This window comes from Aquabacterium sp. A7-Y, assembly GCF_026153205.1.
Taxonomy (GTDB): Bacteria; Pseudomonadota; Gammaproteobacteria; order Burkholderiales; family Burkholderiaceae_C; genus Caldimonas.
Map to the genome: position 1 here is coordinate 63,457 of NZ_JAPFBW010000001.1, position 21,738 is coordinate 85,194.

Consider the following 21,738-nt stretch of genomic DNA (forward strand, 5'->3'; position numbering starts at 1 on the left):
GCTTCAAATTACTCCGGCGTACACGGCGCGGTTGCCGGCCACCATTGCCTGCACTGAAAATTCCTTCAGCGCCAGGATCCTGCCCGCTTCTCCGTATTCGCGACGGCGCTGTGGGCGCCCAAGCAGCTCGATGATGGCGGAGGCAAGTGCGGATGCGTCGCCCGGAGCCACCAACTCGCCGTTCACGCCGGACCGGACGATTTCCGGGATGCCGCCTGCGGCACAGGCGACGATCGGAATTCCGCAGGCTGCGGCTTGCAGCAGAGCCACGCCGAGGCCTTCCATCTCAGCGGGATGCGCGACGAGGTCGACACAAGGGAGCACCCGGTGCAGGTCACTGCGGAAACCAGCGAAAATCACGCGGTCCTGCAGCGGGCGCGCGCTCGCCAGCTTCTTGATTTCCGGCACTTCCGGGCCCTGGCCGAACAGCAGCACCCTGACTCTGGGGAAAGCCGCGAGGATGTCGGGAAGCGCCCGCAGCAAAACCCTGTGGCCCTTCCGGGGGATGAACTGCGCCACCATGGCGATCGTCAATTCATCGTTCATGAGGCCGAACTCCCGCCGGAACCAGCCTTGGTCAGCACCGTCGGGTGAATAGCGCTGTGTATCCACGGCGCTGTGCACGCAAACGACCTTGTCGGGCAGGACCCCCTCGCTCAGCAGCACTTGCCGAATGCCCTCAGAGATCGCAATGACGCGCTGGTAGAGTCGGTACTTGGCGGACGCCCAGGCGCGCGGCTCACGATTGTCTACACGTCGGCTGAGGACTGCAGGGACACCTTCAAGCCGTGCCGCTATGCCGCCCCACAGGTCGCAGCCCCGTCGACTGTGCAGGTGGACAACGTCAGGCCGTTCCTCGCGGATCAGCCGGCGCAGCCGGCCCACCATGCCGACGTCAGCGTCGCCCCTCATCTCGATCTCGTGCACACGCGCTGCATGCGCCCGCGCCGCCTCGGCAATCGCGCTGCCCCGCGGGCAGACCAGCACATGCTCGTCGCTTGGCCGGCGCAAGCCTTCCAACAGGAACACCACCTGCAGGGCCCCCCCGTACAGGTGCTTGCCGGCCTCCACGTGCATGACTTTCATGCAGACATCTCCATTTGCCTTCGTGCCTGCGCCAGTACACGCTCGACGGTGTGAAGCCGCATGCAATCGAAGCGGCCGCCGCAAGTCGGATGGCGTCGGCAGGGCGAGCAGGGCAGCACTTCATAGAGGACCGCAGTGCGTGGGGAGCCGCCGTCTTGATAGGGGCAGGTTGATCCGAACAGGGCCACAGTGGGTTTGTGAAGTGCGCTGCCCATGTGGGTCAACCCGGTGTCGACGCCGATCAGCAGGCGAGCCGATTCGATGGCCGCTACCGACTCGTCCAGCTTCAGCTCGCCGGCCAGGCTGACCAGCCCGGGAACTTGAGCGACGATGCGCTGTGCCGCTTCCCGGTCGGCCGGTCCGCCGAGCAGGACCGGCTGCAGGCCTTGGTGAAGCAGGCCCTGGGCCAACTCCACCCAGCGGTCTTCGAACCAGTGCTTCTGGGGCCGCGTGGTGAAGGGACACAACACGGCGTATCCGCCTTGCACACCCTGCCTCAGCAGGGCCGCATGGGCCACGTCGCGGGCGGCGCCGGCGACGACGAGGTCGAGCCGGTAGGCTTCGGGCGGCGCGCCTAGATGGCTCGCCAGGTAGCGGTATTCGGCGCCCAGCAGACGCGGCCTGCGGGGCGTGTCGCCAACGGCCGGGTGCAGGCACTCGGTGGCCAGACGATGGCTGCCCTCGCGGCCCTCCAGGCTGATGCGCCGGGGGGCTCCGCTCAGCCAGGACCACAGGCCGCTCTTGAGCAGCCCTTGCGTGTCCAGCACGAGGTCGAAGCGGCGCTCACGCAGTTCACGGCGGAAGATTCGAATCCGTTGCCATAGTTCGAGCCATCTGCGCTTGCGCCACAGTTCCTTCCATTGCCCGCGCTGCCAGACGATCACCTCGTTCAGCCGTGGGTTGTGGGTGAGCAGCGGCGCCGCGGCCGGCTCGACGAGCCAGGCGAGGTGAGCGTCGGGGTACAGCCGGCGTAGTGATGGAATGAGGCCCGAAGCCATCACCACGTCGCCGATGGCCGACAGGCGGATCACCAGGATGCGCGGCGCCGTCGTCGTCATGCCTTCGCCTCCATCTGCGCGCGGTACAGCGCGGCGGTGCGCTCCACCATCTGCTTGACGGTGAAGCGCTGGAGGTACTGGGCGTGCGCGGCCTGGCCGAGTGCCTGGGCCAACTGCCGCTCCTGCACCAACCGGCTCAGCGCGCCGTTCAGCGCCGCGGCGTCCTCGGTAGGCACCAGCAGACCGGTGCGACCGTCGACGACCAATTCGGGCACGCCGCCGACGGCGGTGGCGACGATCGGCAGCGCAGCCGCCGAGGCCTCGACCAGGGCGAGCGGAAAGGCCTCCCGCCGCGAGGCCGAGACATAGGCGTCAAAGGCTGGCAGCAGGGCCTGAACGTCGTCGCGATAGCCGAGAAAGCGGATGCGCGGGTCCTCGCCGGCAAGCGCCCGCACCTCCGCGCCGAACGGCGTCGCGGTGTCCCCGGCCAGAAACAGGCTCCAGCGTGTCCGGGACTGCCGCAGCGCCCGCACCATCAAGTCCTGCCCCTTGTCCCGGATGAAACGCCCGGCGCTGAACACCGCGAAGGTGTCGGGCCGGATGCCCAGTGCAGCGCGTTGTGCCTCCCGTTGCGGGGGCGGTCCGGGTGGCATGCCGTTGTGGATGACCGTCACGCCCGTGGTCGGGTAGCCGTGCCGTACCAGGTTGGCCTTGACCGCATCGGACACCGCAATGATGTGCCGGCAGCGCCGCATGTGCTTGGCCGCCGTGGTCGCGTGGGCGGTGCACAGTGCAGTCACACCGGGCAGGCGCGTCGCGGCGAGGCCGACGTACTGCGCGCCGCGCACCAAGTGCCCATGCGCAATGTCGGCCCGCCAGTCCTGCAGCAGGCGCCTCAGCTTGAGGTAGGAGGGCAGGTCGAAGAGCCCGGACATGCGCAGGCCTTCCGTCGAGAAGCCGGCACTGCGGCAAGCCTGTGCCAGCCAGCCGTCCTGCGGCCCGGCGTACAGCACCTCGTGGCCCTGCTCGCGCAGTCCTTGCATCAAGGTCAGTGCGTGACGTTCGGCCCCGCCATAGCCGTGGCTGTGCAGCACCTGCACGATGCGCATCGGGCGGTTCGGGGCAACCATCGACCAGGGGGGGAGGGGCCTGCGCTCGCCCATCAGTCGTAGACGTCCGGACCGGCACCGGGCCTGTCCTTGCGCGCGTGTTTCATGTGCAGCTTCCAGGCGTAGCCGAGGAGGTTGTCGCCCCAGGAAATCGCCTTGCGGGGGATCTCGAAGGCATTGTCGGCGGTGTTCGCCGCGCCCCGGATGCAAGTCAGGGCGAGCCGGTAGCCCGCCTCTGCGGCAAGATCGCGCGCCCGCACGTCGTAGTCGCCATAGGGATAGCAGAGATCGGGCACCGGCGCGCCGAGAAGGTCCTCCAGTGCCGCCTTGCTGTCGAAGATCTCCCGTCGCATCTGTGCCTCGGGCAGCTGCGAGAGGCGCGGATGGCTGAGCGTGTGCGAGCCGAAGTTCACGCCTTCGCCGGCGAGCCGGCGCACCGTTGCGCCGTCCATCAGGCGAGCCTTCTGAAAGCTGCTGTCCAGCCAGGCCGAATCCTTGCCGATCAGGTCGGTGACGAGGAAGACCGAGGCAGGAAAGCCGTGGCGCTGCAGGATCGGCCAAGCGTGCTCGCGGAAGTTCTCATAGCCGTCGTCGAAGGTGAGCACCACCGGTCGCGCCGGTAGGGACGCGCCCTCGAACACGCCACGCCACGCCTGCTCGAGGCTGATCACGCCGTAGCCGCCCCACTTGAGGAAGTTCATCTGCGCGGCGAAGCGCCGCACGTCGCAGAAGACGGCCCGGTGCGCCTTGGGCCGAGGGAACACGCCGACCTGGTGGTACATCAGCACCGACACTGGCGGCTGTCCGGTCACGGGGGGCTTCATCGGGACGATTCCTGGATGCGTTGCACGATGCCGCTGGTCGAGCGCCCTTCCACGAAGGGCAGGATGCGGACTTCACCGCCGCGCGCCAGCACGCCGCGGTGGCCGGCGATCTGTTCGACTTGGTAGTCGCCGCCCTTGACCAGCACGTCGGGCCCGACCGCGTCGATCAGGCGCTCAGGTGTGTCCTCGGAGAAGGGCACCACCCAGTCGACCGAGCGCAGGCCAGCCAGCACGGCCATCCGGTCCTCCGCCGGCACGATAGGCCGACTCGGGCCCTTGAGGCGTCGGACCGAGGCATCGTCGTTGACGGCGACGACCAGACGGTCGCCCAGTTGGCGGGCCTCGGCCAGGTAGCTCACGTGGCCCGGGTGCAGGATGTCGAAGCAGCCGTTCGTCATCACGACACGTTCCCCGCGGCGACGTGCCTCCTGCACCTGCTGCAGCAACTGGGCCTCGTTGACGATGCCCTGGCGGGACACGGCACGGTGCGGCGCTTCCGCCGCGTCGCAGAGCTCCTGAAGACTGACGGTGGCCGTGCCCAGCTTGCCGACGGCAATGCCGGCGGCGAGATTGGCCATCGCGACGGCCGAGGCCCAGCTCTCGCCAGCGGCACGTGCTGCGGCCAGCACCGCGATCACGGTATCGCCGGCGCCGGTAACGTCGTAAACCTCGTGAGCCTGCGCAGGCACATGGACCGGTGGGCGGTGCCGCTCGAGCAGGGTCATGCCCTCTTCGCTGCGGGTGATGACGAGAGCCTCCCAACCCATGGCCTCCAGCAGCTCTCGGCCCTTGGCGATCAATTCCTCTTCGTTGCGGCACACGCCGACGGCCCGCTCGAACTCGGCCCGATTGGGGGTGATGACGGAGGCGTGTCGGTAGACTCCCAGGTCGACCTGTTTCGGGTCTACCAGCACGGGCTTGCCGGCCGCGCGAGCGGCCTGGATGAGGTCCTGGACGTTCTGCAGGGCGCCCTTGCCGTAATCGGACAGGATCACGGCGTCGACACCTGACAGCTGGGCCTGGAAGGCGTCCAGCCGTACAGCGGCCGCCGGGGTCGGTGGGTCTTCGAAGTCCAGGCGGATCATCTGCTGGTGGATGCTGATCACCCGGAGCTTGGTGATGGTCGTCAGGCTGCGGTCCGACTCCAGCTCGCATTGCACCCCGCCGGCACGCAGCACCTCACGCAGGGTGGCCGCCGCTTCGTCCTGGCCGATCCGGCTGAGCAGGGTGACCGGCGTGCCGAGCGCCGCCAGTCCGAGGGCGACGTTGGCGGCGCCGCCTGCGCGCTGTTCCGCGCTGCGGATGTTCACGACGGGAACCGGCGCCTCCGGCGAAATGCGCGACGTCTTGCCCGACCAGTAGCGGTCGAGAATGACGTCTCCTGCCACGAGCAGGCGATGCTTGGAAAAATCAGGAATACGCATGACAGGACTTGTTCTCGGCGGACGTCCGCCTTCCCGGTGAGCCTCCGACCGGCGCTCGCCGGCGGCGCGAAGGATGCAAGGCGCGAAACCCCCAATTTTGCCTCGGATGGCCCGAGGGCCGCCGGCGCAGGCCCCTCGGACCGGTCAGATTGCTCGGCGGCCCGCTTGTTTTGACAGCGAATTCAGCGCCACGCGGTCTCCTGCCAGCGGCGCGGTGATGGCCTCGTGAGGCGCCCCGAAACTCACGGTGTGGCGTCGCCCCTGCAGGTTCCGCCAGGCTGCGGCACACTTGCCGCTTTGTTCTGGAGCCTGAACGATGGAGTTGAAGACGCTGGGCCGCAGTGAGCTGAAGGTGAGCCCGATCTGCCTGGGCACGATGACATTCGGAGAGCAGGTCGGCGAGGCCGCGGCCTTCGAGCTGCTCGACCATGCCGTCGCGCGCGGCGTCAATTTCATCGACACGGCCGAAATGTACTCGGTCCCGGCGCGCGCCGAGACCTTCGGTGCCACCGAGGCCATCCTGGGCCGCTGGTTCGCGTCCCGCCCCGGTTTGCGTGAGCGGGTCGTGCTGGCGTCCAAGGTGGCCGGGCCATCGCGCGGTTACGACTGGATCCGCAACGCCAGCCCCGACCTCACCGGCGCCGACATTCTGGCCGCCTGCGACAACAGCCTCAAGCGCCTGCGCACCGACCGCATCGACCTCTACCAGATCCACTGGCCGGCCCGGCACGTGCCGATGTTCGGCGGCGTCTACTTCGACCCGAAGCGCGATGTGCCGGTGGCGTCCATCCATGAGCAACTGCAGGCGCTGGACCGGCTGGTGCGCGAGGGTAAGGTGAGGGCGATCGGGCTGTCGAATGAAACGCCCTATGGCGTCGCCGAGTTCGTGCGGCTGGCCGAGCAGCACGGCCTGGCCCGCATTGCAACGGTGCAGAACCCGTATTCGCTGGTCAACCGCACCGTCGAGAACGGCCTCGACGAGCTGATGTACCGCCACGAGGTGTCGCTGCTGGCCTATTCACCGCTGGCCTTCGGCAGCCTGACCGGCAAGTACGACGAGGCGGGCCTGGCCGGCCCCGCGGCCGCCAGGGGGCGCCTGGCGTTGTTCGACAGCATGAAAAAGCAGCGTTGGGCCCGGCCCGAGACCCTGGCCGCCGCGCGTCGCTACAACCGCCTGGCTCGCGAGCACGGCCTCACGCCGACCCGCATGGCCTTGGCCTTCTGCTACACCAAGTGGCAGGTGGCGAGCACCATCATCGGTGTGACCAGCCGCGCCCAACTGGACGAGGACATCGATGCCTGGGGCAGCACCCTGAGCCCGGAAGTGCTGACCGAGATCGACCGCATCCGTTGGGAACAGCGCGACCCCGCACAGTGACACAGACCATGGCACGCAAGGACCACGCGAGCGAGACCCCGGCCACCACCTTCCTGCGCCAGCACGGGGTGACTTTCGAGCCGCACCTCTACGAGTACGAGGAACACGGCGGCACCAAGGTGTCAGCCCGCGAGCTGGGGGTGGACGAACACCTTGTCGTCAAGACGCTGGTGATGGAGGACGAGCGCAAACAGCCGCTGATCGTGCTGATGCATGGCGACATGACGGTCTCGACCAAGCAGCTGGCGCGCGAAGCGAAGGTCAAGACCGTCCAGCCCTGTCAGCCGGAGGTGGCGCAGCGCCACACCGGTTTTCTGGTGGGCGGGACCTCGCCCTTCGGCACCCGCAAGGCCATGCCGGTCTACATGGAGGCGAGCATCGCCGCCCTGGAGCACATCTACATCAACGGCGGGCGGCGGGGTTTTCTCGTGCGCATCGACCCCAGGGACGCGATCCGGCTGCTGACCCCGACCCTGGTGCAGGTCGGGGCGCGCTGAAGGGCGCCGCTCAGGGCAGGTCGCTGCCGGAGCCGCCGTTGCTGCCCGGCTCCTGCGAGTACTCCTTGAGCCGGTTGTAGAGCGTCTTGAGGCTGACGCCCAGGGCGGCCGCCGTCTTCTCCTTGTGGCTGCCGAAGTGCTGCAGGGTGGCCAGGATCAGCGAACGTTCGACGTCGGCCAGCGGCGTGCCGACACGCACCGACAGGTAGGGGCCGCGCGGCTCCTGGACCGCCGGGGTGTCGAACACCAGCCAGTCGTCGCCGATGACCGGGCCTTCCTCCATCACGTAGACGCGCTGCACCACATTGCGCAGCTCGCGCACGTTGCCCGGCCAGCGGTAGCTGCGCATCTTCTCGAGGGCCTGCGGGCCGAAGCGCTTGTTTTCGCCTTCGCGCTTGCAGACGTCGTGTAGGAAGTGCTCGGCCAGCAGGGTCACGTCCTCGGTGCGGTCGCGCAGCGGCGGCAGGTGGATGGGGAAGACGTTGAGGCGGTAGAGCAGGTCCTCGCGCAGCTTGCCCTGCTGCACCGCCTGCTCCGGCACCCGGTTGGTGGCGGCGATCACGCGCACGTCGGCTTCCTGCGACTGCGTGGAGCCGACCCGCATGAAGGTGCCCGTTTCCAGCACGCGCAGCAGCTTGACCTGCAGCTCGAGCGGCATCTCGGTGATTTCGTCGAGGAACAAGGTGCCGCCGTGGGCCCGCTCGAAGAAACCCTGGTGCATGCGATCGGCACCGGTGAAAGCGCCTTTTTCGTGGCCGAAGATCTCGCTCTCGATCAACTGCGGCGAGATGGCGCCGCAGTTCACCGCCAGGAAGGGCTTCTTGCGACGGCGGCTGAGTTCGTGGATGGTCTGCGCCACGACCTCCTTGCCGGTGCCGCTCTCGCCGGTGATCAGCACCGTCACCGCCGTGCTGGAGACCCGGGCCACCTGTTCGTAGACGCGCTGCATCGGCGCGGAACGTCCCCACAGCAGGCCGAAGCGGCCGCTGCGTTCGAATTCGGCCTTCAAGTCAGCCAGCTCGGCCTTCAAGGTCGAGGGCCGCATCACACGCGACAGGATGCCCTGCAGCTGCTTGATGTTGACCGGCTTGATCAGGTAGTCGGCCGCCCCCAGGCGCAATGCCTGGATGGAGGTGTCCAGGCTGGCATGGCCGGTGATCAGCACCACCTCGGTGTTTGCCAGGGTCTCGGGCTCGTTGAACAGTTCCATGCCGCTTCCGTCAGGCAGCATCAGGTCCAGCAGCACGATGTCGGGCTCCTGGAGTGCCAGCTGCCGCCGCGCGTCACGCAGGCTGTTTGCAGTCGCTGCCGTGAAGCCCTCGCTCGCGATCAGCGCTGCCATCATTTCGGCCGAATCCGCATCGTCTTCGACGATGAGTGCGTGCCCCATCTTCTTCCTCCGTGATCAGGCCCCTGCACGGTGGCATGGAGCCTGCGTTTGAACCCAGGGCCGCTCTCGGTGAGCGGCCCGCTCGCCGCCGCACCAGCGCAACGACGAGCAAGAAAAGCACCTGGAACCCTTGCGCGACCCTTCGAGCCACCAGAGTGAAACGTCGCGGGGGTATCCCTCATAGCTTGTTGTTCGGCTGCTCCCTGTCACAAGCCTCCGCTCCCTCGCCGCCCGCGCCTCGCTTTTCCGGACTGGAAGACCGGGGCGAAACGGGCATGCGCCTGGCCCGGGGCGGCTCCGGCGTGCAGTGTTCGACTGCACGCCTTGGAACCTGGCTTGCCGGGCATCGGCGGGTGCTGCGTTGCGAGCGTCAATTATGAGGCGCGGCGACGCCATTGCAACGCAGTGTCTGTCATTGTCGGCCGGCGAAAGACGAACGCAACCATTGCAAGATGTGTCGTTTCTCAGGCGCGCTGCGCCACGCGCTCCTGCCCGGGCCCTGGCCACGCTCACGATGGGGACGGGACCGCTTCGCGGCCAGTGACCATCTCGAGCAGCGTCTCGATCAGCACGGCGGAGTCGATCGGCTTGCCGATGTGGGCGTCGAAGCCCGCCGCGAAGGCCTTGGCGCGGTCGCGTGCGCTGGCGAAGGCCGTCAGGGCAACCGCCGGAACACGCTTCAGGCCCTGACGCAGCTCCTCGGCTCGCCAGCGGCGGATGAAGCTGTAGCCGTCCTCGTCGGGCATCGCGATGTCGGAAATCAAGGCGTCGGGCTGCTGCTGCGCGGGCAGTTCGGCGAGGTAGCGGAAGGCCGCCGCGGCATTGTCGAAGCTCGCGAGGTCGGCGTTCTGGTCGCGCAGGATGAAGGACAGGATCTCGCGGCCGTCCTGGTCGTCCTCGACCACCACGATGCGCTTGCGGGCCAGCGGGTGGGCGCGGCCGTCCTGGCTGCGTTGGCCGGCCGGCACGTCCTGGCGTGCCGCTTCGGCGAGGCGGCGCGGCAGCTCGACCACGAAGGAGGCGCCCCGGCCCGGGCCCTCGCTGCTGGCGCGCAGGCGACCCCCGTGCAGCTCGACCAGCTGGCGGGCCAGCGACAGCCCCAGGCCCAGGCCGCCCTGGCGCCGGGTGCTGGAGCCGTCAGCCTGGTGGAAGCGGTCGAACACTTGCGGCAGCAACTGCCTGTCGATGCCGATGCCCGAGTCGCGCACCTCGATTTCCAGCGCGTGCGGGCCCAGGTGGGTGGACACGCAGACACGGCCTTCGGACGGCGTGAACTTGATGGCGTTGGAGATCAGGTTGGCCAGCACCTGGCGCAGCCGCTCGACGTCCATGTCGACCATGCCGATCTGAGGATCGTGCGAGACGCTCAGCTGGATGTGCTTGGCCTCGGCACCGGGCCGGAAGTTCTCGACCGCCTGCTCGACCACCGGTGCCAGCGCCGCGCAGCGCGTCTCCAGATTGAGCTTGCTGCGCAGCAGTCGCTGCGTGTCCAGCAGATCGTCAACCATGCGCGCCTGCGCCTGGGTGTTGCGGTCGATCGCGTCGAGCGCGCGCAACTGCGCCGGGCTGAGCTCGCCGGTCTGCCTCAGCACGTGGGCCCAACCGCGAATGGCGTTGAGCGGTGAACGCAGCTCGTGGGAGACCACCGCGACGAATTCGTCCTTGGCCGAGGCCAGCGCCTCCGCCTCGGCGCGAGCGGCCCGTTCACGCTCCAGCAGCGCCTCGCGCTCGATCTCGCGCTCCTTGCGTTCGGTGATGTCCTCGGCGATGCCGCCGATGCGCACCACCACGCCGTCTGCGTCACGCAACTGGAAACGCCGGTCCCGGATCCAGCGCAGCTGGCCGTCGGCGCGGCGAATGCGGTACTCGCGCAGGGCGTCCTGAGTGCCGGGCGGCGCCGTCTCGGAGAAGAAGGGCGTTCCCAGGCCGGCTGCCTCGGGAGCCACCAAGGCATCGCGCCAGAGGCCGGGGTCGGCCTGCAGGGCCTGGCAGGGCCGGCCCCAGACCCGCTCAAAGGCAGGGCTGACATAGAGCAGCTGGCCGCCGCTGACGTCGGCGAGCCAGAAGACGTCGTCGCTGCTTTCGGCGAACTGGCGGAAACGCTGCTCGCTTTCCTCCAGCGCCGACACGGCGTGGCGGCGCTGCGTGATGTCGTAGGCGATGCACAGCACCGTCTCGACATGGCCCTCGCGGTCGAACTCCGGGATCAGGCGGCAGATGTAGTGGCTCACCGGGCGCGCCGGGTCCTGGCGCTGCACGCTGAACTGGCATTCCTGTTCCTGACCGCTGCGCAGCGCGGCGAGCGCCGTGCTGCGCCATTCCTCGGCCACCACGGCCGGCAGGCCCGCCTGGCCGCTGGTGCGGCCGATCAGGCCGGAAGGCGGCAGCCCGAAGGCGGTCTCGATGGCCCGGTTGGCGTAGACGTGGCGCAGCTGGCGGTCGAGTCGGGTGATGACGTCGGGCGCGTTTTCGACCAGGGTGCGGAACTCGCGTTCGCGCTGGTCGAGCGCGTCTTCCACCCGCTTCTGGTGTTCGATCTCGGTCGCCATGCCGGCCCACAGCAGCGGTTCGCCGCGGTGGTCGCACATCAGCTGGGCCCGCGACAGATGCCAGCGGAACTGCCCGCGCGCATCGCGCAGACGGAACTGGCCCTCGAACTTGCCGTCGTGCGCGTGCGCCTGCCGCCATTGCTCGACCAGCGCCAGGTGGTCGTCGGGGTGGACCAACTCGAGCCACTCGTCGGCGAGGGAGCAATCGTTGGCCAAGCCCGTGTATTCGAACCAGTGCTGGTTGACATACACCGCACTGCCATCCGGCGAGCAGGCGAACAGCAGCGCCGGCACCGCATGCGCGACGCCGGCGAAAGGCAAACCCGTGAGGGCCGGCAGCGGGGCCTGTCCGGCCGTGCCGGTGGCCCGCAGTGTATGGAAGCTGACCAGCCAGGCCGGCGCCGTCATGGTGTGCAAGGGCTGAACCTGCACATAGCCCTGGGTGTGGGTGCTGGTCCGCAGGCGCGCCACCGAGGCATGCGTCCCGGCCGCCGGGGGCAGGCCTTCGGCGTCGTCGAGCAGGCTGGTCGCGCCTTCGAGGAGCTCATCCAGGGGTTGGCCGATCACTTCGTCGGCCGGCAGTCCGAGGAGGTCTTCGAGGGCGCCGCCCGCGCTCGCGACACAGGGGCGGGCATTCGGGCCGCTTTGCATGGCCACGAAAAACAGTTCGCCGAGTGCCACCCCGGCGTCGGTGAGCATGGGGGCGGCGGCCGCGCTTGGGTGCGGTTGTGCTTGCATAGGTCCTCAGCAGGTGCCCGACGGGCGGCGCGAACGGCAGGGCAGTGGGCAGGTCGGCAACAAGTGCGGCAAGGAGGGTGGGGCACTAGCGGTAGCGGGTGGCACGCTCCCAGGGCTGCGGCAGGCTGCGGCGCGGGGCGTCCTCGCCCGGCTTCGGGCCCTGAGGGAGCCGGCCGTCCCGCGCGGTGTCAGGGCTGGCACCGGGCGGCGGCTCTAGGCCCTCCAGCACGCCGGGGGCACGCGTCACGCGGCCCGGCGGCGCGCCGAAGACATCATGGGCGGTGGAGCTGGCCATCGAAAATCTCCTGCACGAAGTCGCTGCCGACGCTGCGAGCGAGGAGCTTCCGGGCACCTGGCGCGCGCATCGGGGAATCAAAACTCCTCCCTCCAGACCCGCGCAAGCGGCAATTCAGACACATCGCGGCGGGTCCGGAGGGAGTGCACAACACGCTACAACGCAAACAGCGTGCCTGCCTTGCCCGGGCCCTCGCGAAGCGCCGCCGCAGGGCGGGCGGGATGGCGTCCCGGCACAGCTTGGCGCTCCGGGTTGGCAGTGCAGGAGAAACCCGCAGGGCTTACACCTGGTTGGGCATTTCGTTCGGTCGCTGCCCGTGTTCGGCGCCTCCTTGCAGGGCGCCCGGGACACCTCGCGGCACGCCGGTTGCTGCAGTCCCCAGTGTGAGAGGTGCAGTTGTCCGGCCTTTGTCAAGAGGCACTCGACTGCTGCTTCACACGACACTTCCCACCAACTCTGACAGGAGCCTGCCCGTGATCAACTTCATCATCTGGTTAGTTGTTGGCGGCGTGATCGGCTGGATCGCCAGCATGATCATGCGCACTGATGCCCAGCAAGGGGTCATCCTCAACATCGTGGTCGGCATTGTCGGCGCCGCGCTCGGCGGCTGGCTGATCTCCCCGCTGGTCGGCGTTCCAAGCATCAACCAGGACGCCTTCAGCCTAGGGGCCATGCTGGTATCCCTGGTGGGCGCGGTCGTCCTGCTGGCGGTCGTGAACCTGGTGCGACGCGGCAGCATGCGCTGACGCTACGGGCGGGGTGAGCAAACGGCCATCCCGCCCGGTGCAATTCTCTCTGCAATTCCTACCCAACCGCGGGCCTCGGGCCCGTCTACGGAGCACACTCATCATGGAAAACCAGCCTAGCACCTCCATTGGAACCTCTGGCGTCGGCAGCACCGGCTCGAGCAACGGGATCGGCTCGACCTCGGGCCTGGGCAGTTCCGCGGCGGGCGCCGGCAGCAGCTCTGCGTCCAGCATGGGCTCCACGGCCTCCAGCTCGAACGTGGTGGACCGCATGGCGCAGACCGCGCACGAGGCCGTCGACCGGGTCGCTGCCAAGGCCGGCCCCACGCTCGAGCGGCTGCGCGGCAGCGCCACGACGGCGCGCGAGCAGTTCAACGTCAAGCGCGGCGAATTCGGCGCCATGGAAGAGCAGTGGGTCGAGGCGGCCCGCGGCTATGTGCGCGAGCACCCCTTCACCGCCGTCACGGTGGCGGCGCTGGCCGGCATGCTGATCGCCCGCATCACGAGCCATCGCTGACCATGGGGCCCGCGACGTCGACCCAGGCGCCGGGCGCGATGGACGGAGCCGCCGCCCACCAGGCGGCAGCCGTCCATCAAGCGGCAGCCGTTCATCAAGCCGCAGCAGCCGCTGCCCCGGCCGAGTCCTTCGCCCGCGCTGCCGGTTCACTCTGGCATGAGCTGCGGGCTTCGCTGCAGGAGCGCGCCAAGCTGTTTTCGCTGGAGGCGCAGCGCACCGGGCTGACCCTGGTGCAGCTGGTGCTCTACGCGGTGCTGGCGGCGGTCCTCATCGTGACGGCCTGGCTCGGCCTCATGGGCGGCCTCGCTGCCTGGATGGTGATCAATGCCGAGATCCATTGGGGCCTGGCGCTGCTGACGGTGGTCGCGCTCAACTTGGTGGTCGCCGGCGTGCTCGCCTGGGCGATGCGCGGGCTGGTCCACCGCATGGGCTTCCCGGCGACGATACGGCAGCTCAAGCCCTTCGCCCAGCAGCCGAACACCCCGTGACTTCTATCACCGCTGGAGCCCACATGCTTCGTTCCCTCCTGACCCAGATCGACGCCCGGATCGAGCAGTCCGAGGCCCAGGTGCGGCTGCAGGACGCACGCACCTTTGCCAGTTGGCAGCAGGCTCAGCGAGCCGGCAAGCAGCGTGTGAAAGCCCTGGCGATCGGCGGCGCCACCACCCTGGTGACGGGCTGGCTGTGGCGGCGCCTGACGCGCGGCAAGGGCGGCGGCAAACGCGAGCGCCGGCGCAGCAGCTGGACGCGGACCCTGTTCGGGCCGGCCGTGGTACCGCTGCTGGCGTCGCTGGCGACGCCGCTGCTCGGACGCAAGGGCTCGGCCTTCCTGGCCGGGCTGGGGCTGCCGTTTGCGCAGCCGGAACTGGTGGCGCTGGGCACCGCTGCCCAGCTCAGCCTGGACCAGTACTGCGGCGTCTGGTACGAGATCGCGGCGCTGCCCCCGGCGCGCACCGAGGAGCTGGGTGCCAGCGACGTGGTCACCGTTTTCGAGCCGCTGCCCGATGGCGGCCTGAAAGTGACCACCGAATGCCTGCGCGGCGACGGCAGCGTACGCCGCGAGGAGGGCACGGCCCGCATACCCGATCCGGAACACCCGTCCCGGCTGGAGCTGAGCTTCGCGCCCGCGTGGTTGCGCTGGTGGCCCGGCTCGTGGACCGACTACTGGGTGTTGCACGTCGAAAGTGACTACTCCGCGGCGCTGGTCGGCACGCCGGAGCGCGACGGGCTGTGGCTGCTGTCGCGCACACCGACACTGGATGCCGGGACCTTCGACGACTTCGTCCGCCTGGCCCAGCAGGAAGGCTTCGACGTCAAGCGCCTGATCCGCACCGCGCACACCTCGGCGGCCGGGACCGACCCGACCCAGCCGCGCGCCGCGACGACAGCGCCGCTGGCCCCTGGCGAGTCGGACCGCCCGACGACCTACCACTGAAACAGCGCCGTCCCGGGGGACATGTCGGATCTGTTCGCCATCCGCGTGCCGCTGTGGGAGCTGGTCCTGCGCGGCACGCTGACCTACTGGTTCCTGTTCCTGATCTTCCGTTTCATCATGCGACGCGACGTCGGCTCGGTCGCCATCGCCGACGTGCTGCTGCTGGTGCTGATCGCCGATGCTTCGCAAAACGCGATGGCAGGCGGCTATGCGACCCTCGCCGAAGGTGCCGTGCTGGTGGGAAGCATCGTCGGCTGGAACTTCCTGCTGGACTGGGCCAGCTTTCGCTACCCGCTGGTGCGGCGTTTCGCCGAGCCGCCGCCCCTGCCGCTGGTGCGCCACGGCCAGGTGCTGCACCGCAACCTGCGCCGCGAGTACCTCTCGCTGGAGGAGTTGCAGAGCAAGCTGCGCCAGAAGGGCGTCGAGGATCTGACCGATGTCAAGGCAGCCTACATGGAGGCCGATGGCAATGTCAGCGTGATTCACGCCAAGCGCCGCGCGCCGCGTTCCAGCGCGCCCGGCGCCGAGGGCAGGGCACCCTGATTGCTGAACAAGCAGGGAACCCACAGCCACAGGAGCACACACCATGGCACAGAGCAGCATCCTCGGCGGACGCCGCGCGCCGCAACGCAACGAAGCCAGCCGCACCGGCATGCTGGGCCCGAGCGACACGTCCGACAGCGGCAGCGATGTCCAGGGCGGACCCGGGCTGGTGGACGCCCAGGCGCTGGGGCTGGACAGCGGCCCCACCTCGGACCTGGACCGTCGCGCTGGTGCCGGCGCGGACCTGGGTGACAGCGACCTCGACAGCGACAGCGATTCCGGCGGCAGCGGCGAACGCGCCCTGGCCGACCGCGACGGCGGCTGGGTCGAGGGCGCCGACATCGCGCCCGACCGCATCGAAGGCGGGGATGAACTCGCGCTCGCGGCAGAGGACGAAGAGCTGGAGGACATGACCGCGGACGAGCTGTCGCCCGAGGACGACGTCGACAACACCGACGAGCAGGGCCGACTGAAGGGCACCCATTGAGGTCCGGGAGCGTGGGCCTCCGCCTGCGCGCCTAGCTTTCGGCCAGGAAACGCTGCAACTCGCCCAGGTCGATGGGCTTGACCAGGTGGGCGTCGAAACCGGCCGCCAGGGCCCGCTCGACGTCCTGGGGCTGGCCATATCCCGACAGCGCCACCAGCCGGGTGCTGCGTCCTGCGGCGCGCAGTCGCTGCGCCACCTCGTAGCCGTTCAGGCCGGGCAGGCCGATGTCGACCAGGGCCAGGTCGGGCTGGCAGTCCATGACCTTCTGCAAGCCGGTCTCGCCATCCTCGGCCACCGTGACCCGGTGGCCGGCCAGGGTCAGCAGGTTCTCGATCGCATTGCGGGCGTCCTCGTTGTCCTCGACCACCACCACCTCGCGGGCGCCCGCGTTCATCGACGCGGACAGCGCCACCACCGCGGCCGGCGGGGTAGCGCGCTTCAGCCGCACCGTGAAGCAGCTGCCGAGATTGGGCCCGGGGCTCTCGGCCTCCACGGTGCCGCCGTGCAGTTCGACAATGCGCCGCACCAGCGTCAGGCCGATGCCCAGGCCGCCCTGGCGGCGGTCGAGCGCCCGCTCGCCCTGCACGAACAGGTCGAAGACCCGCGGCAGCAGGGTCGCGGGCATGCCCATCCCGCTGTCGCGCACCACCAGCACAGCATCCTCGCCGTCGACCTGAACGCGCACTTCAATGCGGCCGCCGCCTGGGGTGTACTTCACCGCGTTGGTCAGCAAGTTGGTGACGACCTGCTCGATGCGCATCGAGTCGACCTCCACCCAGACGTCCTCCAGTTCGACATCCAGCGTGTGCTGTTTCAGTGAGCCCGACACTTCCAAGGCGCCGATCGGGCGCTGAACCAGCTGCGCGAAGTTCAGGCACTGGCGGCTCAGCGTGATCTTGCCCGCGGTGGCGCGCGCCATGTCGAGCAGGTCGTTCATGAGGCGCGCCAGGTGGTGGGTCTGGCGGCCGATGATGCGCCGGGCGCTCTGTGCGGTGTCGTTCTGCGCGCCGACCCGGTTGAGCACCTCGACGGCCGCAGCGATGGCGCCGAGCGGGTTGCGCAGCTCGTGCCCGAGCATCGCGAGGAACTCGTCCTTGGCGCGGTTGGCGCTTTCGGCGTCGCGGCGGGCCACCTGCTCGCGCGCGACGAAGGCTGCGCGCTCCTGTTCCACGGTCTTCTGATCGGTGACGTCCACGCTCACGCCGATCATGCGGGCGGCCCGTCCCTGCTCATCGTAGGACAGCAGCACCCGGCTGGCGAGCCAGCGCAGCGAGCCGTCCGGGCGTTGCACGCGGAATTCGAAGGTGGTCTGCTCGGCGCGGCGCGCGACGGCGTCGTCCACCGCCTCGCGCACGACATGCACGTCTTCGCTGGCGAGCAGGCGGCTCCAGCCCTCCCAACTCGATTCCAGCGCTTCCGGACTGACCCCGCACAGCTTGGCGAGCCCCGAGGTCCATACCACCGCGTCCTCGGCAAAGTGGTAGTCGAAAAAGCCGACGTGGCCGGCTTCCTGGGCCAGCTCCACGAGGTTCTGGCTTTCGCGCAGCTTGCGCTCGGCGCTGATCAGGCGCTCCTCGGCGTGCTTGCGCTCGGTGATGTCGACGAAGGCGCCGATCGCGCCGCGCGGCAGGCCGCGGGCGTTGCGCAAGGGAACGGCATAGGCCAGCACGTTGACGGTGTGCCCGTCGGGATGCACGACGTCGAGCTCGACGTCGCTCAGCTCCACACCTTCAGTGCAGGCGCGCTGGATCGGCAACTCGTTGACGGGCAGCTCGCGGCCGTGTCGGAACACGTGAGGTGCACCGGGCGCCGGCGGCTGGCCGGGCAGGGGCAGTTCGTTACGGCCGGCCCGGGTGTTGAACATGGCGGCGAGCGCCGCGTTCATCAACACCGCCCGGCAGCCGGCGTCCTGCGCGATGGCCAGGCCGATCGGGCTGCTGGTGAACAAGGCCTCGAACTCGTCGGCCTTGGCCTGCAGCCGCTGCCGGGCCACCTCGCGCTGCTCGGCGGCCGACACCAGCGCATCGCGCAGCACCGCGATCTCGCGCACCACGATCTTGCCGCGGGCCGAGGCAGGCCCCTCGTTGGCCAGCTGCAACAGCGGGTCGGTCACCTGGCGGGCCACGATGAGGGCCAGGATCAGCCCGAGCGAGAGCGACAGGGCGCCCGCGCCCACCGCCGAAGCGACGGCCGAAAGCTGGGCGCGGTTGAGCGGCGCCGCGGCAATGCCCACCCCCACGCCCCAGCCCGCGATGGCCACCCGCTGCCAGGCCGCATAGGCGGCACTGGCCCCGACAAAGGGGGCCTTCTGCAGCCCGCCGGGGTCGCCTGCGATGGGCTGGCTGTCGTTCAGGTCCGCCCCGACCAGCTGGTCGGGGTGCAGGCTGTGGGCGATGATGCGCGAATTGGCGTCGAACAAGGACAGGAAACCGCCCTTGGGAACGCTCGCGTTGTGCATCAGCGCCTGCCAGTTCGAGGCCGTGATGCGCGCCCCCAGCACATAACGCAGCACGCCGTCGGACACCACCGGGACCTGCACCGCGGTCACGAGCTGGTCGCTGTCGTGCCCCAGCACCAGGTCGGTCACCACCGGCTGGCGGGTGCTTTTCAGCCGCTCGAACTCGGGCGAGCCTTCGACGTTGCCCAGCGTGTCGCCGAGCGGCCGGTCGGTCGAGAACAGCATGTCGCCGTTCGGCGCCACCAGGTAGGCACTGCTCCAGGTCGCGCGCAGGGTCGGCTGCTGGGTGAGCGTGCGGTAGAAGCCCGCGATGTCGTTGCGCTGCAGCGACTCCGAATAGGCGAGGATGGACAGCGCGTCGACGGAGGACACGATCTCGCGCTCCACCGCCAGCGCGAAGGTGTCGGCGGTGCGCTTCAGGCCGTCCTCCATCTGCGTGCGGCCGGTCAGCGTCTCCTGGTAGATCAAATAGGACACGAACACCGCCAGCGGCACCGTCGCTACCAGGATGACGATCACGAAGTAGACCCGCAGCGAGGAGGCCGGCCACTGGATGACCCGGCGCCACCGGCGGGTGTCCGCTGTGCGGGGTTGGGGCAACCAGCGGCGCCACTGCTTTGCTTCGAACATGAAAAGGGCGGAAATGGGAAATCGCAAGGGGACCAAGGCTGCAGCGCCTGCGGGCGCCAAGCGTGATGGTGCGCACCTTCGGGGCCCCAGGACCGAACTGAATGTAACCAAGCTGACCGCCGGCGCCCGGTCCCGATCGGCGCCCGGCGGGCTCCGACGGGCATATGCCTTGCCGCGCAGGAGCTGAGAGCTTCGTGTCGCGCGGTGCCCCAAGCGCAAACGTTTTTTCTGGGCACAGCCGCCGGCACCCGCGAGTTCTCCTTTACGAATCAAGCGAAAGGAGCCAGCGATGGACAGCAATATCTCGGGCCAGGGCGCCCGCATCGACATCAACAACAGCGGACCCGGTCCGCGTCTCATGACCGCGGACACCTTGACCGGTGACAAGGTCGTCAACCGCCAGGACGAAACCCTGGGGACCATCAGCGACATCATGCTCGACGTACCGCGGGGCCGCATTGCCTATGCCGTCATGACCTCCGGGGGCTTCCTGGGCCTGGGCGACAAGCTGTTCGCGATTCCCTGGAGCGCGTTGACGCTGGACACGGACCGCAAGTGTTTCGTGCTTGATGCCGACAAGAGCCTGTTCTCCAACGCCGAGGGCTTCGACAAGGACCACTGGCCGAACGCCGCCGACATCAGCTGGCACCAGAACCTGCACACGCTGTACAAGTCGCGGCCGTTTTGGGAGTGAAACATGGACAGCGCAGAGTTCAACCTCGAAACCGGCAAGCGTTTCATCGAGCGTGCCCGCGACTCCCTGATGAGCCGTGGCGCTGCCCTCCAATCCAACCGGGGCCTGTGGATCGCCCTCGCCCTGGGACTGATCGCCGGCGCCAGCGTGGCGGCGTGGCGGGTGCGTGAGAAACGCCGCCAGGCGGCTGCCGAGCCTGACTACCTGCAGCGGGGCCGCGGCTCCGAGGGCTACCTGCAAGGCGACGCCTCCGCGGAACCGTCGGCCACGCGCGGGCTCGGGGCCGACGAGAGGACCAGCCTGTCGCGTGCCTCGGATACCTATGGCAGCAATCGCGGCACCGACACACTGAAGACCGCACCGGGTAGCAGCACGCGCCAGTAGCCCGGGGTCGCGCGCAGAGAGGCCGGGGCAGCCGTCGTCAAGGCTGCGCCGGCCTTTTTTCCGTGCCCGCCGACTCACTCCCATCCCGCTAGGGAAGATTTACCGGCGGGCGCCCGCCACTTACCGGGACGCCGGGGCGAAGGACCTTCTCCCGTCATGGCGACCGAACGCGGCACGCCATTTGCCTCGGGGCGGTATCACTTCTAACGATGGATCACCATGAGATCACCCTCCAAACGATCCGCGCTGAAGATCGCACTCATCAGCGAACACGCGTCTCCGCTGGCCACCTTGGGCGGCATCGACGCCGGCGGCCAGAACATTTATGTGATGCATGTCGCGCAGTGCCTCGCACGTGCCGGCCACCACGTTGACGTTTTCACCCGGCGTGACGACGTCAGCCTGCCGACCGTCGTGCACCTGCGCCCCGGGCTGCGGGTGATCCATATCGACGCCGGGCCGCCGCGGTTCGTGCCCAAGGAACAGTTGCTGCAGTACATGCCCGAATTTGCCCGGGCTTGCGAAACCTTGTGCCGCAACGCCGGCGGCTACGACGTGGCGCACGCCAACTTCTTCATGTCCGGCTGGGTTGCCCTGCAGCTCAAGAACAACCTCGGCCTGCCTTTCGCGATCACCTTCCATGCGCTGGGCCTGGTTCGGCGCGAGCACCAGCGCGGCGCCGACGCCTTCCCCGAGGAGCGCATCGAGATCGAGAAGACCCTCGTCGAGGAGGCCGACTGCATCATCGCGGAGTGCCCGCAAGACCAGCAGGACCTGGTGCGCTTGTACGGCGCCGACGAGCACAAGATGGTGATGGTGCCCTGCGGCTTCGACCCCGCCGAGTTCGCCCCGATGGACCGCGGCATGGCCCGGCGCGAACTGGGCCTGGACGAGAACGAATTCGTGGTGCTGCAGCTCGGCCGCCTGGTACCGCGCAAGGGCATCGACAACGTGATCCGGTCGCTGGCCCACCTGGCCAGGGAGGTGCCGGCGCGCCTGCTGGTGGTCGGCGGCGAATCGGACCAGCCGGACGAAACCGTCACGCCCGAGATCGGCCGCCTGCGGCGCATCGCCGAGGACGTCGGCGTCGCTTCGCGCGTCACCTTCACCGGCCGGCGCCAGCGCGAGCAGCTGCGGCGCTACTACTGCGCCGCCGACGTGTTTGTCACCACCCCCTGGTACGAGCCCTTCGGCATCACACCGCTGGAGGCGATGGCCTGTGGTACCCCGGTCGTGGGCAGTGAGGTGGGCGGCATTCAGTACACCGTGATGCAGGGGGTCACCGGCTACCTGGTGCCGGCGCAGGACCCGGCGGCGCTGGCCGAGCGCCTCAGTCACCTGCATGCCAACCCGACGCTGGCGCGCGCGCTGGGCCGTGCCGGCATCCGGCGGGCGCGCTCGCTGTTCACCTGGGACCGCGTTGCCATGCAGCTGGGCGCGGCCTTCAGCACCTTGCACGCCACAGCCGCGCGTTCCGCGGTGGTGGTGCCGATGCGTCGCGGCACGGCGCGGCTGACCGCGGTCCAGACCGCCGCCACCTGATTCTTTCTCTCAAC

At 69.0% G+C, this 21,738-nt stretch carries 20 protein-coding genes; 11 read left to right on the plus strand and 9 right to left on the minus strand.

The genetic code is table 11. The features are described from left to right. Positions 1 to 3: 3 nt before the first annotated feature. The 5 genes from OOT46_RS00290 to hldE are packed head-to-tail and all read right to left on the minus strand — an operon-like array spanning position 4 to position 5,441. A complete protein-coding gene (locus tag OOT46_RS00290) occupies positions 4 to 1,086 on the minus strand; it encodes a glycosyltransferase (RefSeq protein WP_265401572.1) in 1,083 nt (360 codons plus the stop codon). After that, entirely contained in the window at positions 1,083 to 2,144 is a 1,062-nt protein-coding gene (locus OOT46_RS00295) for a glycosyltransferase family 9 protein (protein ID WP_265401573.1), read from the minus strand. The genes OOT46_RS00290 and OOT46_RS00295 overlap by 4 nt, the downstream gene beginning before the upstream one ends. Beyond that, a complete protein-coding gene (locus OOT46_RS00300) occupies positions 2,141 to 3,214 on the minus strand; it encodes a glycosyltransferase family 4 protein (protein ID WP_265401574.1) in 1,074 nt (357 codons plus the stop codon). The genes OOT46_RS00295 and OOT46_RS00300 overlap by 4 nt, the downstream gene beginning before the upstream one ends. A 32-nt stretch (positions 3,215 to 3,246) precedes the next feature. Then, entirely contained in the window at positions 3,247 to 4,017 is a 771-nt protein-coding gene (locus tag OOT46_RS00305) for a polysaccharide deacetylase family protein (RefSeq protein ID WP_265401575.1), read from the minus strand. After that, positions 4,014 to 5,441: a bifunctional D-glycero-beta-D-manno-heptose-7-phosphate kinase/D-glycero-beta-D-manno-heptose 1-phosphate adenylyltransferase HldE gene (gene hldE / locus OOT46_RS00310; protein WP_265401576.1), complete on the minus strand. Its 1,428-nt coding sequence runs from the start codon at positions 5,439 to 5,441 to the stop codon at positions 4,014 to 4,016. The genes OOT46_RS00305 and hldE overlap by 4 nt, the downstream gene beginning before the upstream one ends. 316 nt (positions 5,442 to 5,757) lie before the next feature. On the opposite strand from hldE, the gene OOT46_RS00315 reads away from it, so the two are divergent. Together OOT46_RS00315 and ybaK are read left to right on the plus strand one after the other, a co-directional pair. Next, positions 5,758 to 6,819 carry an aldo/keto reductase gene (locus OOT46_RS00315; protein ID WP_265401577.1) on the plus strand — a complete coding sequence of 354 codons (1,062 nt, stop codon included), beginning with the start codon at positions 5,758 to 5,760 and terminating at the stop codon, positions 6,817 to 6,819. 8 nt (positions 6,820 to 6,827) lie between these two features. Further along, positions 6,828 to 7,316 carry a Cys-tRNA(Pro) deacylase gene (gene ybaK / locus OOT46_RS00320; RefSeq protein ID WP_265401578.1) on the plus strand — a complete coding sequence of 163 codons (489 nt, stop codon included), beginning with the start codon at positions 6,828 to 6,830 and terminating at the stop codon, positions 7,314 to 7,316. A 10-nt stretch (positions 7,317 to 7,326) separates the two neighbouring features. Here ybaK and OOT46_RS00325 read toward each other — a convergent pair whose 3' ends face one another. The 3 genes from OOT46_RS00325 to OOT46_RS00335 form a co-directional block, all read right to left on the minus strand. After that, positions 7,327 to 8,706, minus strand: coding sequence for a sigma-54-dependent transcriptional regulator (locus OOT46_RS00325; RefSeq protein ID WP_265401579.1), 1,380 nt, complete (start codon positions 8,704 to 8,706; stop codon positions 7,327 to 7,329). Positions 8,707 to 9,215: 509 nt separating this feature from the next. Beyond that, positions 9,216 to 11,954 (minus strand): PAS domain S-box protein, encoded by a 2,739-nt coding sequence (locus OOT46_RS00330; RefSeq protein WP_265401580.1) that lies wholly within the window; start codon positions 11,952 to 11,954, stop codon positions 9,216 to 9,218. A gap of 124 nt (positions 11,955 to 12,078) precedes the next feature. Next, positions 12,079 to 12,288, minus strand: a complete 210-nt coding sequence (locus tag OOT46_RS00335; RefSeq protein WP_265401581.1) for a hypothetical protein — start codon at positions 12,286 to 12,288, stop codon at positions 12,079 to 12,081. 476 nt (positions 12,289 to 12,764) lie between these two features. Here OOT46_RS00335 and OOT46_RS00340 point away from each other — a divergent pair, with 476 nt between their 5' ends. The 6 genes from OOT46_RS00340 (at position 12,765) to OOT46_RS00365 (ending at position 16,016) form a co-directional block, all read left to right on the plus strand. Beyond that, the gene (locus OOT46_RS00340) at positions 12,765 to 13,034 is read left to right on the plus strand and encodes a GlsB/YeaQ/YmgE family stress response membrane protein (protein ID WP_265401874.1); all 270 of its coding nucleotides are present in this window, start codon (positions 12,765 to 12,767) and stop codon (positions 13,032 to 13,034) included. A 103-nt stretch (positions 13,035 to 13,137) separates the two neighbouring features. Beyond that, complete coding sequence (locus OOT46_RS00345) at positions 13,138 to 13,551, plus strand: DUF883 family protein (RefSeq protein WP_265401582.1); 414 nt, start codon at positions 13,138 to 13,140, stop codon at positions 13,549 to 13,551. Between the two features lie 2 nt (positions 13,552 to 13,553). After that, positions 13,554 to 14,039: a phage holin family protein gene (locus tag OOT46_RS00350; protein WP_265401583.1), complete on the plus strand. Its 486-nt coding sequence runs from the start codon at positions 13,554 to 13,556 to the stop codon at positions 14,037 to 14,039. Between the two features lie 23 nt (positions 14,040 to 14,062). Next, positions 14,063 to 14,986 carry a lipocalin family protein gene (locus tag OOT46_RS00355; RefSeq protein ID WP_265401584.1) on the plus strand — a complete coding sequence of 308 codons (924 nt, stop codon included), beginning with the start codon at positions 14,063 to 14,065 and terminating at the stop codon, positions 14,984 to 14,986. Positions 14,987 to 15,007: 21 nt separating this feature from the next. Beyond that, positions 15,008 to 15,529 carry a DUF421 domain-containing protein gene (locus tag OOT46_RS00360; protein ID WP_265401585.1) on the plus strand — a complete coding sequence of 174 codons (522 nt, stop codon included), beginning with the start codon at positions 15,008 to 15,010 and terminating at the stop codon, positions 15,527 to 15,529. Between the two features lie 43 nt (positions 15,530 to 15,572). Then, positions 15,573 to 16,016, plus strand: a complete 444-nt coding sequence (locus OOT46_RS00365; RefSeq protein ID WP_265401586.1) for a hypothetical protein — start codon at positions 15,573 to 15,575, stop codon at positions 16,014 to 16,016. 31 nt (positions 16,017 to 16,047) lie between these two features. Here the strand turns inward: OOT46_RS00365 and OOT46_RS00370 are convergent, their stop codons facing one another. After that, the gene (locus tag OOT46_RS00370; RefSeq protein WP_265401587.1) at positions 16,048 to 19,104 is read right to left on the minus strand and encodes an ATP-binding protein; all 3,057 of its coding nucleotides are present in this window, start codon (positions 19,102 to 19,104) and stop codon (positions 16,048 to 16,050) included. A gap of 289 nt (positions 19,105 to 19,393) precedes the next feature. On the opposite strand from OOT46_RS00370, the gene OOT46_RS00375 reads away from it, so the two are divergent. The 3 genes from OOT46_RS00375 to OOT46_RS00385 all read left to right on the plus strand — a co-directional run bounded on the left by OOT46_RS00375 (position 19,394) and on the right by OOT46_RS00385 (position 21,724). Continuing rightward, positions 19,394 to 19,798, plus strand: coding sequence for a PRC-barrel domain-containing protein (locus OOT46_RS00375; RefSeq protein WP_265401588.1), 405 nt, complete (start codon positions 19,394 to 19,396; stop codon positions 19,796 to 19,798). A gap of 3 nt (positions 19,799 to 19,801) precedes the next feature. Continuing rightward, complete coding sequence (locus OOT46_RS00380; RefSeq protein ID WP_265401589.1) at positions 19,802 to 20,182, plus strand: hypothetical protein; 381 nt, start codon at positions 19,802 to 19,804, stop codon at positions 20,180 to 20,182. A gap of 219 nt (positions 20,183 to 20,401) precedes the next feature. Further along, entirely contained in the window at positions 20,402 to 21,724 is a 1,323-nt protein-coding gene (locus tag OOT46_RS00385) for a glycosyltransferase family 4 protein (RefSeq protein ID WP_416136126.1), read from the plus strand. The last annotated feature ends 14 nt before the right edge of the window (positions 21,725 to 21,738 follow it).